The 13,461-nt window shown below is 40.5% G+C and carries 15 protein-coding genes and 1 pseudogene; 4 read left to right on the top strand and 12 right to left on the bottom strand.

What is annotated here, in order from left to right:
* Window positions 1-31 precede the first annotated feature (31 nt).
* The 3 genes from ACMUMJ_RS03175 to ACMUMJ_RS03165 all read right to left on the bottom strand — a co-directional run bounded on the left by ACMUMJ_RS03175 (window position 32) and on the right by ACMUMJ_RS03165 (window position 3,385).
* On the bottom strand, window positions 32-301 hold the full coding sequence (locus ACMUMJ_RS03175) for a Rho-binding antiterminator (RefSeq protein WP_414677350.1): 270 nt from the start codon (window positions 299-301) through the stop codon (window positions 32-34).
* A gap of 67 nt (window positions 302-368) precedes the next feature.
* Window positions 369-2,540 carry a malate synthase G gene (locus ACMUMJ_RS03170; RefSeq protein WP_414677349.1) on the bottom strand — a complete coding sequence of 724 codons (2,172 nt, stop codon included), beginning with the start codon at window positions 2,538-2,540 and terminating at the stop codon, window positions 369-371.
* A 410-nt stretch (window positions 2,541-2,950) separates the two neighbouring features.
* Window positions 2,951-3,385 (bottom strand): ACT domain-containing protein, encoded by a 435-nt coding sequence (locus ACMUMJ_RS03165; RefSeq protein ID WP_414677348.1) that lies wholly within the window; start codon window positions 3,383-3,385, stop codon window positions 2,951-2,953.
* 398 nt (window positions 3,386-3,783) lie between these two features.
* Here ACMUMJ_RS03165 and ACMUMJ_RS03160 point away from each other — a divergent pair, with 398 nt between their 5' ends.
* Window positions 3,784-4,653: a hypothetical protein gene (locus ACMUMJ_RS03160; protein WP_414677347.1), complete on the top strand. Its 870-nt coding sequence runs from the start codon at window positions 3,784-3,786 to the stop codon at window positions 4,651-4,653.
* 245 nt (window positions 4,654-4,898) lie between these two features.
* Here the strand turns inward: ACMUMJ_RS03160 and ACMUMJ_RS03155 are convergent, their stop codons facing one another.
* From ACMUMJ_RS03155 to pomA, 4 genes are all read right to left on the bottom strand, one after another.
* A complete protein-coding gene (locus ACMUMJ_RS03155; RefSeq protein ID WP_414677346.1) occupies window positions 4,899-5,387 on the bottom strand; it encodes a hypothetical protein in 489 nt (162 codons plus the stop codon).
* A gap of 79 nt (window positions 5,388-5,466) precedes the next feature.
* Complete coding sequence (gene dapB / locus ACMUMJ_RS03150) at window positions 5,467-6,267, bottom strand: 4-hydroxy-tetrahydrodipicolinate reductase (RefSeq protein ID WP_414677345.1); 801 nt, start codon at window positions 6,265-6,267, stop codon at window positions 5,467-5,469.
* 106 nt (window positions 6,268-6,373) lie between these two features.
* Complete coding sequence (locus tag ACMUMJ_RS03145) at window positions 6,374-7,330, bottom strand: flagellar motor protein MotB (RefSeq protein WP_414677344.1); 957 nt, start codon at window positions 7,328-7,330, stop codon at window positions 6,374-6,376.
* A gap of 61 nt (window positions 7,331-7,391) precedes the next feature.
* The gene (pomA, locus tag ACMUMJ_RS03140) at window positions 7,392-8,147 is read right to left on the bottom strand and encodes a flagellar motor protein PomA (protein ID WP_414677343.1); all 756 of its coding nucleotides are present in this window, start codon (window positions 8,145-8,147) and stop codon (window positions 7,392-7,394) included.
* 168 nt (window positions 8,148-8,315) lie between these two features.
* On the opposite strand from pomA, the gene ACMUMJ_RS03135 reads away from it, so the two are divergent.
* From ACMUMJ_RS03135 to dxs, 3 genes are read left to right on the top strand one after another with little or no spacing between them, the layout of a single operon-like run.
* The gene (locus ACMUMJ_RS03135) at window positions 8,316-8,558 is read left to right on the top strand and encodes an exodeoxyribonuclease VII small subunit (protein ID WP_414677342.1); all 243 of its coding nucleotides are present in this window, start codon (window positions 8,316-8,318) and stop codon (window positions 8,556-8,558) included.
* Window positions 8,555-9,436: a polyprenyl synthetase family protein gene (locus ACMUMJ_RS03130; protein WP_414677341.1), complete on the top strand. Its 882-nt coding sequence runs from the start codon at window positions 8,555-8,557 to the stop codon at window positions 9,434-9,436. The genes ACMUMJ_RS03135 and ACMUMJ_RS03130 overlap by 4 nt, the downstream gene beginning before the upstream one ends.
* Before the next feature lie 44 nt (window positions 9,437-9,480).
* A complete protein-coding gene (dxs, locus tag ACMUMJ_RS03125) occupies window positions 9,481-11,367 on the top strand; it encodes a 1-deoxy-D-xylulose-5-phosphate synthase (protein WP_414677525.1) in 1,887 nt (628 codons plus the stop codon).
* Between the two features lie 66 nt (window positions 11,368-11,433).
* On the opposite strand, the pseudogene ACMUMJ_RS03120 reads toward dxs, so the two are convergent.
* The 5 genes and pseudogenes from ACMUMJ_RS03120 to ACMUMJ_RS03100 all read right to left on the bottom strand — a co-directional run.
* Window positions 11,434-11,957: pseudogene (locus tag ACMUMJ_RS03120) on the bottom strand (isocitrate lyase); the annotation flags it as partial.
* Between the two features lie 82 nt (window positions 11,958-12,039).
* Window positions 12,040-12,405, bottom strand: a complete 366-nt coding sequence (locus ACMUMJ_RS03115) for a DUF1294 domain-containing protein (RefSeq protein WP_414677340.1) — start codon at window positions 12,403-12,405, stop codon at window positions 12,040-12,042.
* A gap of 48 nt (window positions 12,406-12,453) precedes the next feature.
* Window positions 12,454-12,603 (bottom strand): hypothetical protein, encoded by a 150-nt coding sequence (locus tag ACMUMJ_RS03110; RefSeq protein WP_414677339.1) that lies wholly within the window; start codon window positions 12,601-12,603, stop codon window positions 12,454-12,456.
* A gap of 6 nt (window positions 12,604-12,609) precedes the next feature.
* Complete coding sequence (locus tag ACMUMJ_RS03105; protein ID WP_414677338.1) at window positions 12,610-12,735, bottom strand: hypothetical protein; 126 nt, start codon at window positions 12,733-12,735, stop codon at window positions 12,610-12,612.
* A gap of 93 nt (window positions 12,736-12,828) precedes the next feature.
* Window positions 12,829-13,338: a hypothetical protein gene (locus ACMUMJ_RS03100; protein WP_414677337.1), complete on the bottom strand. Its 510-nt coding sequence runs from the start codon at window positions 13,336-13,338 to the stop codon at window positions 12,829-12,831.
* Window positions 13,339-13,461 lie beyond the last annotated feature (123 nt).

Here is a 13,461-nt window from a genome sequence, read left to right as displayed (position 1 = left end):
ACTGGTCTTTATTTAACCAAACCCCAAATTGTCAGAAGTCAGTAGCACCTGAGGGGAAATCGACTCGGCGAAAGTGCGGATTTTTGATAATCGATTCCATTATTAAAAGATCATCCAATACCACCAGCTGGTCATCGCCTGTGCCCGTTAATATAAGTTTAATACACTCCTCTTTCTTTGCATTACGGGCGGTATCTTGTGCAACCCCCTTCCATTCAGTGCCGTCTTTCAACGTCAGCAGCACCTCTAAATGGTGCATACAGGCAATTTCAATATAGTCATATAATTCACATAAAATCATCAAAAACCTCCTATAATAAAGTAAAAAAACGGCCTCTTGAAGTGACCCTATAAACTTGGACTCAATTTTATAGCTGTTGTTTCTTTTCAATCCGATACGCATGCAATAACGGTTCGGTGTAGCCAGAGGGCTGGATTTTGCCTTTAAAAACCAAATCACAAGCCGCTTTAAATGCGATGCCATCAAACTTAGGTGACATTTTGTCATAACTGGCGTCTGTCGCATTTTGCTCATCCACAATGGCTGCCATACGCTTTAAAGAGGTCATAACTTGCTCTTCCGTACACAACCCATGCTCCAACCAGTTGGCTAAGTGTTGAGATGAAATTCGTAGCGTTGCCCTGTCTTCCATTAATCCAATGTTATTAATATCAGGGACTTTTGAACAACCAACACCTTGGTCAATCCAACGTACAACATAACCTAGAATCCCCTGCGCATTATTATCCAATTCGAATCGGATCTCTTCTGCCGTTAGCTCTTGATCTTCTTCTAATAGAGGAATGTGTAAAATATCGTCTAAGCTTGCCCGTTCTCTATAGGCTAAAACACTTTGCCTCTCAGAGACATTAACAATATGATAATGAGTACTGTGCAATACCGCCCCATTGGGGGATGGAACCCATGCGGTGTTTGCGCCAGAATGTGGGTGTCCAATTTTTTGCTCTAACATGGCCGCCATCTCATCTGGCATGGCCCACATACCTTTACCAATTTGCGATTTTCCGGGAAGGCCGCACTCAATGCCGATGTCTACGTTCCAGTCTTCATAGGCTTTTATCCAATCCTGCTGCTTCATTGTCGATTTCGCCACAAAAGGCCCAGCCATCATGGAAGTATGAATTTCATCCCCTGTCCTATCGAGGAAGCCCGTATTAATAAACACAACACGCTCAGAGGCCGCTCGTATGCATTCTTTTAAATTCACCGTAGTACGGCGCTCTTCATCCATAATGCCGACTTTCAAGGTATTTTTATCTAATCCTAACGCGATTTCTATACGGGCAAACAGGTCCACGGTAAACGCAACTTCTTCAGGGCCATGCATTTTGGGTTTCACGATATTTACGCTGCCTACTCGACTGTTTCTACGATCCGTCAATCCTTTTAAATCATGCATCGCAGCAAACGCTGTCATCATGCCATCCATAATACCTTCAGGAATTTCGTTACCCTCTTTATCTAGAATAGCGGGATTGGTCATTAGATGACCCACATTACGCACAAACAATAAGCTGCGCCCGTGTAACGTGAAAGACTCTCCGTCTAAAGACGTATACTCACGGTCTGCATTCAAACAACGCGTTACCGTTTTGCCTGCTTTTGTAAATGATTCTGATAAAGTCCCCTTCATCAAACCAAGCCAATTACGATATACCTCTACTTTGTCTTCTGCATCCACCGCTGCAACTGAATCTTCACAATCCATAATGGTGGTCACCGCCGCTTCCACCAATAGATCTTTCACACCCGCCGCATCGGTTTGGCCAATCATGTGAGTGTGATCAATTTGAATTTCGATGTGTAATTCATTATTTTTCAAAAGAATGGACGAGGGTGCAATGGCTTTGCCTGTATAACCAATACATTTTTCAGGTTGCGCTAATGGCACTTCTTCGCCATTTGCCAACATGGCAATTAACGCTGAATTTTTAATTTTATACGCAACAACGTCTTGATGAAGCCCGCCTTCCAATGGCGCGGCATTGTCTAAATGTCTACGGGCAAAGGCAATGACCTTTTCGCCGCGCACTGGATTATAGGAAGATATTCTACTTGTCTCCTCTTCCAGTGAAATAGCGTCCGTTCCATAGAGCGCATCGTATAAACTGCCCCAACGCGCATTCGCTGCATTCAATGCAAAACGTGCGTTTTTCACAGGCACCACCAATTGAGGGCCGGCTTGTAGCGCAATTTCAGAGTCCACATTTTCAGTAGTAATACTGAAGCTCGGCCCTTCTTCTACTAAATAACCGATTGTTTGTAAAAATGTTTTATAGGCAACAGCATCGTGCGCTTGGCCTTTTCGCTGGCTGTGCCACTCATCTATTTGTGCTTGTAGATCATCTCGTTTTTTCAAAAGCGCTTGGTTTCTAGGGGCAAACTCAAACAAAATGGACTCAAGCTCATCCCAAAAATGAGACGGCTCAATACCAGTATTAGGCGCGATTTCTTCATTTACCAACTTCCAAAGTGACTCTGCTATCTGTAAACCACCTTCTTGAATTCGACCAATCATACACCCATCCTTTTTCATACATCATTACCCCACCCTCAGCTAAAGCAAACGGAGAGCAACTTATTTATTTTTCAAGAACCATTAATCCCAAAAATAAGATAAATGAAATTATTGTATCTATCGATTTATATTGTCTGTCTTTACTGGAAAAAACAATAAAGCATTTTGCTTACAAACACATAATAGAAAAATTTTGACCTTTTTTTCAATTCAATGCATCCAAACAGGATTATGCCAACGTTTCTATATGGGAATTGGTGTCCATTGCAAAAACAAACGGTGACGTCACTCAATTAGGTGTTTTAGAAAACACGCTCGATATTTAAACATTTAAACTGACACAGAATGTTGAACGCTTTCTATAGCTAGACACTCAAGTCAATTAGTTTGTCGCGTGCAACTAACTGGTTTTACTTCATTTCTATCACCCGAATAGGTGATACACCAGTTTTTGTCAATTCGATTAAACCAGCCAACGCATTGTCGGCATCTTTTACCGCAACAAAAATATGGTCATGGTAATAAGCTGCCACCACATTCGCACTGATATTCAACTGAGTCAGCTTGGTTGCAACCGCTGCCGTCAAACCAACCGCATCCAGACTGGAATGCACATTCAACGTAATGCATCTGAATACGCCTTGGTACTCAATGTGATGCTCATCCGCTTCCTGCTTTGCTAAAATAACGCTTAACCCCTCTGCTTCATAAAAGGTTCCCATTGGTTTTAGTGACTCAAGCAAACTCATAGAAGTTTCTTCAAGTGTTCCATAGACATACTCTTTGTCTAATAGAACTGGCGTCATAGACGAAATTAATTTTTCTAGATTTTTTTCACCAGACATAGCACACCTTTTGTCTCAGAAGTATTAATTAGTCGAACCTGAATAATGGCGTTTCAAACGTGGAGTGCCATGCTTTTTTCATGTTCTTCTTCTGATAATGCCATTTTTAACCATAATAGACTTAAAAATACGCCAAAATATTGGGCACAATAAAGCCACTTGCGTAGGTTTTGACAACAGGTACTTAAGATCACGTTAATGGGTATGAACCCAGTTCCCTAGACAGTTTCTTGCTCCGTAAAATATCGCTTCTCATATTGCAGTGGCGATAATCCATTATTTGATCCATGATGACGCTTCAGATTATAATTTAAGCTGTTTGTTTTCTAATCGTCTTACTTAGCTTATACTTTCAATATCCGATTTTTAGCTACTTTATCGATATTTAGGAGTCAAACGTGATAGGAATAACTGATAGTAAAGCGGCTTTTCACCAAAAAAAAACTGAGCAAATAGAACCTACCCCTTCATCTCCAGCTCTTAACAAAACAAAATTAAATGTGCAAGAAGCGTCATCAGCATCAGTTCAAATCTCTGATGCCGCCATCCTGAAATATGAACGCTCTCAGCATATAGAAGAAGCAAAATCTTTTATTTCTGAAAATAATCGTACAATCTATGAAAAAACGTTAGTTGATTTTAATCGTTACCCTGAAAACCTAGCGTCTAAATTGGATAGAGATTCGGGCTTGTCCTCAGAAGAGCGTAGCGAAGCACAAAATCAACTGAACCAAAGAGAGCTTGAAGCATTCGGCAAATATGCCAAACAATCCCCACCGGATCTGGAAGCCTATTTTGAACATTATATTGAATACCTTGACTCTTTATCCCCTGAAGAGCAAGCATCAGAGCGTTATCAAGGACAGCGACAAAGTACCGTGATGGCGTATGAACGGGCAGCTCAAGAAAATGGCTCTAAGCCAAGGGATTTTAGCTTTACGCAGGACCCTATTTTAAGCTTGCTTGAATCCCTAGAAGAAATGGAATTTGCAGTGGGCGATGTTGACAGCTTCCATCAAACCTATCTGGATAGGCTATCACCTTTATTTAATAATAGTTCAAATAGGCAAACCTTAGAGCAAGAAGCGATATTGGCATTCAATCATTTCGAGCGTACAAATCAAACAATCACTGCCGCACTTGCAGGAAATAGAGAAGCATTTTCTGCGATTAAATCATTGGTCTCTGGTGAGCTAGAGGCTGAGGACTTTTTGAACCGAGTATTTACGCCTTCTAATGAAAAAGAGGGCGTGGCTAACGTTACTTAATCGTAAATTCCAAACTGGTCGAACCTGAATAACGGCATTTCAAACGTGGAACGCCATTATTCCGGTTCGACTACCAATGGTCTGCTAAAGCGTTTTTATCCGAAAGAGTTCGCTACAGGTCAGCTCACTGCATATACAAAAATGTTAATCAATTTAAGGCCTAGAAAATGACTAAACTATCTCACTCCTATTGAAGTATTATTAAATAAGCGTGTATCGCTTATTATTGAAATCTAAGATTTAACCTAAAAACCCTTCTTCTTAGAGAACAGCACGTCCCATATACCTTTATCATTTTCTAGAGAGAGATCGACATTAAAAGCGCGTTCACTAACTTCTCTAAGATTAAAAAACTCTAGTTCCAAGTCGATTCTTTCATTCGACACGTTAATGAAGTTAATTTTTGACAAATATGCACTTTTCTCTTCTTCATTAACACCTGTATAGTACTGACTATAAAATTCCTTACCGCCAAGAATAATATCTTCTATTTCTTCGGAATAACCAGATTCAGTTATATATTTAACATACATAGATATAACTGAATTAGATCTTTGTATTATAAGAGCTTCATTATAATTCAAAGTTTGGTATCTAGCTTTTCTCATTGTTAATATAGATTCAGATGGTATATATATATCAACACCTTTAACATTAACTTTCTGTGGTTCATTATAATCTTGAAAACATGCAGATAAAAAAGGGAAAATAATAAAAATTACAAGCTTATTCATGATTTAACCTATATTAAGTAAAGGCTATTCATTAATTAGAAGCAATTTATTAAACAACCTGAGACTGGTATGGACCCACTTATTTCAGACCAAGAACATCCTGCATATCGTACAGCCCAGCGCCTTTTTCTGACAACCATTCAGCCGCTCTTACTGCGCCTTTAGCAAAGGTCATACGGCTGCTTGCTTTATGAGCAATCTCAATACGTTCACCTTCCGTAGCAAACCACACACTGTGTTCACCGACAACGTCACCAGCTCGGATGGTTTCAAAACCAATTTCTTTACGTGTCCGTGCCCCTGTTTGACCTTCTCGGCCATAAACAGCGCATTCTTTTAAATCTCTATTAAGTGCTTTAGCGACCACGTCACCCATCGCTAACGCTGTACCAGAAGGGGAATCTACTTTATGCCTATGATGCGCTTCGACGATTTCTACATCGTAATCGTCGCCTAAAATTTCTGCGGCGGTTGCTAACAACTTCAAAGTTAAGTTAACACCCACACTCATGTTGGCAGAAAATACCGTCGGGATTTTCGTGGCGGATTGAGCCAATTGTCTTTTCTCTTCATCGGTTAAACCTGTTGTACCTACGACGATGGATTTACCATGTGCGGCGCAAAATTCAGCATTTTTTAATGTCAGTTGCGGTGAAGTAAAGTCAATTAACACATCAAAATCATCAACACATGCGGCTAATGTGTCTACCATAGAAACATTGCATTTTCCGACACTCGCCATTTCACCTGCATCTGCGCCAATTAAGCTACTGCCTTCTTTGACAATTGCGGCACCTAACGTACAATTTTCAGACTCTACTACCGCAGTAATAAGATTTTTACCCATCCGCCCTGAAGCGCCAATAATCGCAACTCGCATGTTATTTACCTTTTATCACTTGAAAAATAAGACCGTGTGCTTATCTTTATTCATAAAAAAAGCCTGCTAGTGTTGTTTTACACTAACAGGCTATTCATTACTGTTCTTAAAAAACTTCGTTCGGTGATAGCTCAAACACTTGAGGTGGTACAAACACCTCTTCACCTGCCGCATTCTCAGAAGAACCGCCACTATCAATGCCAAACACTTTATTCACCTCACTTCCAGACAGATCATTCTGTTTAATAATGATCTCAACTCGACGATTGGTAGCCCTATTTTGAGGCGTATCATTTGGAACTAAAGGCCTTGCGTCTGCATAGCCCGTAACAGCAAAGCGGCTTTCTACTAATAAACCAGAAGCAAACAACTCTTCCGCAACAGAAATTGCACGGGAAGAAGACAACTGCCAGTTGGAGTCAAAGCGTCGGCTCTCAATTGGGATGTTATCCGTGTGGCCTTCTACAGCAATCGTGCCTTTCACACCAATCAGTACATCTCGTACCAAATCAATAACTGGGATAAAGTCATAGTTCAATTCCGCCGAACCAGATTCGAATGACCCCTTCTCTTTTAAACGTATGGTGATAGTTCTCTCTTGCGTCTCTACTTCTATCATCCCTTTTGAGATTTCTTCTTTCAGAACAGATGCAACCCATTTTGCGTCGTCTTCAGTTTGCTTAACTTCTTCTTCTCTTTTCAAATCCGCTTCGGATTTTTCAACCCTTTTATCTTGACCTTGAGATCCAAGACTTTCTGACGAATCATCGGCTTTTTGTCGAACTTCATTTATGGGTGTTGGCTCTGGTCGACCAGGGCTAAACTCCTGAGCAATGATCGAGGTTCCCATTGGAATGGACTCTGCTTCTATTTGCTTTTGCACACCAAAAGCCGCTCTCATTGACCCGGCTAATTGCTTAAATTTTAAAACATCCATTTCAGCAAAAGACAAAAGCAATACGAAAAAGCACATAAGCAAAGACATTAAATCTGCAAATGTACCCATATATGCTGGCAATCCCTCAATACATTCGGGGCATTCCGCTTCTTCTTCGTCACTCATCCGTCTACTTCCAATAACACGTTTTAATTAAATACCTAGAGGCCCTATAAAATCTTAACATCTACTCTCTTTCAACACGTTTCTTCTCTGCAATATAAGTTTTCAGCATTCCATCGATAACACGTGGATTTTGCCCACCTTGAATCGCTAATAACGCATCCAGAATTAATGACTGAGCCATCAACTCTTCATTACCTCGGTTTTTCAGTTTTGCTTGGATAGGAATACACGCCATGTTTGCTAGCATGGCACCATACAAGGTGGTTAACAAAGCGGTGGCCATCGCAGGGCCAATCGCTTTTGGATCGTCCATGTTTGCCAACATCTGTACCAGACCAACCAAGGTACCGATCATTCCCATCGCTGGGCCAGTGTCACCTAATGCTTTAAATATTTTTGCCCCATCATCATGACGAGTAAAAGACATTTTCATGTCTTTAGAGAGTTGAGTTCGCACGACATTGCCATCGTGTCCATCCACTAACATTTGAATTCCCTTAGATAAGAAAGGGTGACTAACTTCCTTTCCTTCAAGAGAGAGTAACCCCCCTTTACGAGCTTGATCGGCTAAGTCATAAATTTCATCAATCAAAGCATCCATTGGAACACTTTTGAACATAAAGGCTTTACCTACAACTTTACCTGCACCAAGAAACTGACCTAGTGGATATTGGATTAGCACAACAAATGTTGAACCGATAAGTACAATTAATATCGACGCCGGGTCCAAAAACATCCCAGCCGATCCACCTAATAATATCGCCATTATAACAATGACAAACGCACCAATTAACCCTAATAACGTTGCGATATCCACAACAGACTCCTAATAAAAGCTTCCACATACCGAATTACACTAAATAGTAAACTAAAGCTGCGCTTCGGTCATATTAAGAAAGAATTTTTTTCACCTTACAGTAGATCTTACTCGAAGATAATGTATTTTTCTGTTACAAACATATAGTTTTTTTAAAAAGAGGCTCTCATGACACGTAAAGCGAACGTTAAACACTTTGAAGACAAACTCTCTGAACTGGATTCGTTAGTAAAACAATTAGAATCCAATCAGTTATCTCTAGAAGATGCACTCAAAGCCTTCGAAAAAGGAATAAAACTCAGTAATGACTGCCAAACGGTTTTAACGCAGGCTGAGCAAAAAGTACAGATTCTGTTGGAAGATCAAAATGGCGAGCGCCTAAAAACTTTTAATCCGGAAACCAATCAGTGAATCTAAAACAATTAAACGACCTTTCTTGTCATAGAGTGGACTCTTACCTTAAAAACTCTTTGACAGAGTATAGCCCTGCTGACGCATTACATGAAGCAATGTTGTACAGTTTATTTAATGGTGGAAAAAGGGTTCGCCCAATGCTTGTTTATGCAACCGCTCAAATTTTTGGACTGATCACGCCATTAACGGACGCATGCGCCGCTGCCATTGAAGCAATTCATGCCTATTCTTTGGTACATGACGACCTACCAGCAATGGATGATGATAATCTTCGCCGAGGAAAACCGACTTGCCATATTCAGTTTGATGAAGCAACGGCCATTTTAGCCGGTGATGCATTGCAAACCTTTGCGTTTGAAATGCTCAGCAATACGGCTCTAGAGCAAGCCACAAGCCAACTCCAATTGATCCAAACCTTATCAAAGGCATCGGGAAGGAACGGTATGGTAACAGGGCAAATGATCGATCTGGCTTCTGTTAACCAAAATATTGACCGAAAAACACTGGAAACAATGCACTTACATAAAACAGGTGCCCTAATTAGAGCCAGTATACAAATGGGCGCCATCAGTGCTCATTGTAACGACCACGATGCATTCAAAGCATTAGATGACTATGCACTTGCAATTGGTCTAGCATTTCAAGTTCAAGACGATATTTTAGACATTACCAGCGATACTCAAACACTTGGAAAACAACAGTTTTCTGATGCTGACGCAAATAAGCCAACCTATCCAAAATTGATTGGCTTAGAGGCATCCAAGAAGCTGGTTATTGACCTGCATCAGCAGGCAAATGAAAAAATTCAGCTTTTTGGTGAAAAAGGGCAACCATTAGTTGAGCTTGCTAACTATATTATTCACCGCAACCACTGATATACTAACGGGCTTACTTTAAACAAGATGACTCATTCGTGACAATGTTCGAAACCATTCCAACAGAACGACCAAACACGCCTTTACTTGATGATATTCATGCACCAAGTGACCTACGTCAATTATCAAAGAATCAGTTACCAACATTAGTAGACGAGCTACGTGCCTTTTTATTATACAGCGTAGGCCAAACTGGTGGTCATTTTGGCGCAGGTTTAGGCGTAACAGAACTAACGGTCGCATTGCATTATCTGTTTAACACTCCAGATGATCGCCTTATCTGGGATGTGGGCCACCAAACCTACCCTCATAAAATTCTAACAGGTCGTCGTGAGGCATTACTTAGCATACGACAAGAAAATGGCATATCAGGCTTTCCGAAAAGAGAAGAAAGTGAATACGATACCTTTGGTGTAGGCCATTCAAGCACCTCAATTGGTGCGGCATTAGGTATGGCACTGGCAGCAAAACAACTTAAGACAGGTAATAAGGCCGTCGCAATCATTGGCGATGGCGCAATGTCCGCGGGTATGGCCTTTGAAGCACTAAACCATGCAGGTGGTGTAAAAGCCGATATGATGGTTATCTTAAACGACAACGATATGTCGATATCCAGACCCGTGGGTGCCCTTTCGAATTATTTTGCACGAATTTGGGCAAGTAAAACCTACTACACTGTTCGAGAAAGTGGTCGAAAAGTACTGAAAAGTTTGCCATCTGCGCTTAAATTAGCACGTAAAACAGAAGAGCATATGAAAGGTATGGTTGCCCCGGGAACCTTATTCGAAGAACTTGGCTTTAACTACATCGGTCCAATTGATGGGCATGATTTGGATTTACTATTAACCACAATAGAAAACCTAAAAGATCGAAGTGGCCCTCAATTTTTGCATGTCATCACTAAAAAAGGCAAAGGTTTTGAGCCCGCTGAAGGTGATCCGATTGGTTATCATGCCATTAATAAAATTGAGCCTGAGCCGATCACCAAATCCGCTGAAAAAATGAATAAGCCCAAATACAGTAATATCTTTGGCCGCTGGATTTGTGATGTTGCAGAGCAAGATGAGACGTTAATCGCCATCACCCCTGCAATGAAAGAAGGGTCAGATTTAATCGAGTTTGCTAAACGTTTTCCAGAACGTTATTTTGACGTAGCTATTGCAGAACAACATGCTGTTACTTTAGCAGCAGGCATGGCATGCGATGGCTTAAAACCTGTTGTGGCCATCTATTCTACTTTCTTACAACGAGCGTATGATCAATTAATTCACGATGTCGCATTACAGAATTTGGATGTGTTATTCGCCATTGACCGTGCAGGTCTAGTTGGTGAAGACGGGCCAACTCATGCAGGCGTGTATGATTTGAGTTACCTCCGCTGTATTCCAAACATGGTATTGGCCACACCGTCTGATGAAAACGAGTGCCGTCAATTACTTCACACAGGTTATCAATACAAAGGAACCTTTGCCGTTCGCTATCCTAGAGGCACAGGCCCCGGCGCTCAAATTGACGCAGAGCTGACCACATTACCGATAGGGCAGTCTCGTTTATTACGAGAAGGTAGCAGTGGCATTGTCATTTGTGGATTTGGCAGCCCGACTTATGCGGCGTTGCAAGCAGCCAATAAGCTGGATGCCACGTTATTAGACATGCGTTTTGTGAAACCAATAGATGGAGCGGCTCTTATAAAGTACGGACAAGACAAATTGATCGTCACTCTAGAAGAAAATGCTATAATGGGTGGAGCAGGGTCAGCCGTAAGTGAATACTTACAATCGAAAAATATCAATACACACATATTACAAATTGGCTTGCCAGATCGCTATGAAGAGCATGCAAGTCATGGAGCAATGTTAAAACGTGTTGGACTAGACGAATCAGGCATAGAAACCGCAATCAGAAATAAGTTAGCCGCAATCACCCTTTAATCACCAGACAACAAAAAGGCTAATGACAGACATGACGCCATTAGCTTTTTTATTCTTACCTATTTGTTAAGACGATACGGCAAACTGATTCATTGTATTATCTTTACCAGAGGCTTTTAGCGCATTCGCTCCAGAAAAATACTCCTTATGATCATCACCAATATTAGAGCCAGACATATCTTGATGCTTCACTCAAGCTAACCTCTGTCTGATTTCTTTTCTTTGCACTTCTCAAACATACCCTAGCATTCCTTGCTCACCCAAATAGTCTTTGGCTAAATTATCCGTCGATAGTGCTGCGGTATGGTAGGTTGGCAATGTTATTAAATGATGGAAAATACCTGCTTATTGTGCTACTTCACTTTGAAAATTGCGTATTCTATCGTCCGCAGCCACAGACAAGGCGGCATCATCGCATTCAGAAGACATAAGCTGGTTGCGCTGGTAATCACTTACATCACGCCCCTCTTATAACCATGCATCAAAGCTTGTTGGCGAAAGTTTAACGTCCAGTTAAAAGACGGGCTGTTGTTATAGACCAGTTTTGCACTAGGCACCACATCGCGTATACGATTCACCAATGCCAACAATAGCCAATATCACAGCAATGCATAAAAGCGCTCACTCATTCGAGACGATAATACGTGATAAAACATGCACATATTTTCGAATTTACACCTTGAGCATGTAAAACATATTCTGAAAAGTATCACTAAAAAACCAATAAAAGGTCGCTATATTTATTGATACTGTGATCCAAAATACAATACGAAATGACGTTTTTTTGGTTTTGTGTCTAAATACATGTTGAGCACAAAGCGCCCCCGGCCAACCACCAAGGACACCTAATAAATGGAGCGTACTTTCCTTTGTACGCCACTGATTATGTTTAGCAGCGGATTTATCCAATGCATACATTCCAAATGCAATCGCACTTAATACTGTGTAGCCAATGAATAGCCAAAGTGGCAACTTATCCAATACCGTGAGTATCATCAATAGAATGACAAATATCACCGTAATAATAGAACTAATCAATCGATCCACCTTCCTTTGTTAATGGACTGTCTCTAAAAGCAGTAAACTCTATTTACTTGATACGCCTTCAACTTCGTCTACTGACACCGCTTGAGTGCGTTCAATAATTCTAACCAGAGAGGATCGAATCACCTCACTTTCTCTCGCATCGGTTTTGCTGCTAAACCGCTCTTCAAGCACATCAGCGACGTCTTCCAAAGTGAGTTAAACAACCACTTCTGTTGCGCAATCAGTGCTTTCACCAAAATATTCTAAACAGATGCTCGAATAGCCTTTGAGGCCTTTTTTAACCTGTTTAACTATTCGTTTTTTTGCTTTATCAAGATTCATACTAACTTCTTATAATCACAAGAACATTGAAATAATAAAGCGTTTTATATAATAGACCTATTTGTATACATAATTTAAAAAAATTGTAGTGAACTACCTCCTCAACTGGTAATCATTAAAATCCACATCTATCGGCCTTTTTGATGGTGAAGTACCATCAACAGCATCATTGGCATGATCTCCAAGATATAACTTACCTGAATCTATATAAAAAATAGTATATCCAATGTCTTCTGAAATGGACTCTCCATTGATACTTTCCGCAAAAAAATCTATTTCAGTTGCAATAACACCTGAACTTGTTGTTACATCATTTCCAACTACATACTTGCCGATTACAGTTTCAGTTGAACTCTTGGTAACACATGATAGGTCGCTATAATCAAAGTGCAATGCTTGAATTTCGCTAGAACTATAAGTTATTTCGCTTTTTGAGGATGTACCATCAGAAGAATCATTACATGGAGTGACCCATGAGCCAATTAAAGCAGATGCATTACCTGATGTGGAGCTGCTACTCCCGCCTCCGCCTCCGCCTCCGCCTCCGCCACATCCACCCAACAATAAACTCGCAACAATAGTAATAGGCAGTAAGTTATTCATAATAAATTTTCCTTTATTTTCTTTTAAATATACAAAACGTTATCTATAAGCAATAAAAAACTTACTAATTGATGCTAAAGTATTTTTTATATAAACACTACTGCGAACCATTATTAAAAAACT

The sequence above is a fragment of the Marinomonas phycocola genome (genome assembly GCF_047525455.1).
Lineage (GTDB): Bacteria > Pseudomonadota > Gammaproteobacteria > Pseudomonadales > Marinomonadaceae > Marinomonas.
Note: the sequence above shows the minus strand (reverse complement) of the source record. Positions and strands in the feature narration are given on the sequence as shown.

Bases quoted from the DNA above. Each gene is read 5' to 3' on its own strand.
- ACMUMJ_RS03175 (WP_414677350.1), bottom strand. From the start codon at position 301: ATGATTTTATGTGAATTATATGACTATATTGAAATTGCCTGTATGCAC.
- ACMUMJ_RS03170 (WP_414677349.1), bottom strand. From the start codon at position 2,540: ATGATTGGTCGAATTCAAGAAGGTGGTTTACAGATAGCAGAGTCACTT.
- ACMUMJ_RS03165 (WP_414677348.1), bottom strand. From the start codon at position 3,385: ATGTCTGGTGAAAAAAATCTAGAAAAATTAATTTCGTCTATGACGCCA.
- ACMUMJ_RS03155 (WP_414677346.1), bottom strand. From the start codon at position 5,387: ATGAATAAGCTTGTAATTTTTATTATTTTCCCTTTTTTATCTGCATGT.
- dapB (WP_414677345.1), bottom strand. From the start codon at position 6,267: ATGCGAGTTGCGATTATTGGCGCTTCAGGGCGGATGGGTAAAAATCTT.
- ACMUMJ_RS03145 (WP_414677344.1), bottom strand. From the start codon at position 7,330: ATGAGTGACGAAGAAGAAGCGGAATGCCCCGAATGTATTGAGGGATTG.
- ACMUMJ_RS03135 (WP_414677342.1), top strand. From the start codon at position 8,316: ATGACACGTAAAGCGAACGTTAAACACTTTGAAGACAAACTCTCTGAA.
- dxs (WP_414677525.1), top strand. From the start codon at position 9,481: ATGTTCGAAACCATTCCAACAGAACGACCAAACACGCCTTTACTTGAT.
- ACMUMJ_RS03105 (WP_414677338.1), bottom strand. From the start codon at position 12,735: ATGAATCTTGATAAAGCAAAAAAACGAATAGTTAAACAGGTTAAAAAA.
- ACMUMJ_RS03100 (WP_414677337.1), bottom strand. From the start codon at position 13,338: ATGAATAACTTACTGCCTATTACTATTGTTGCGAGTTTATTGTTGGGT.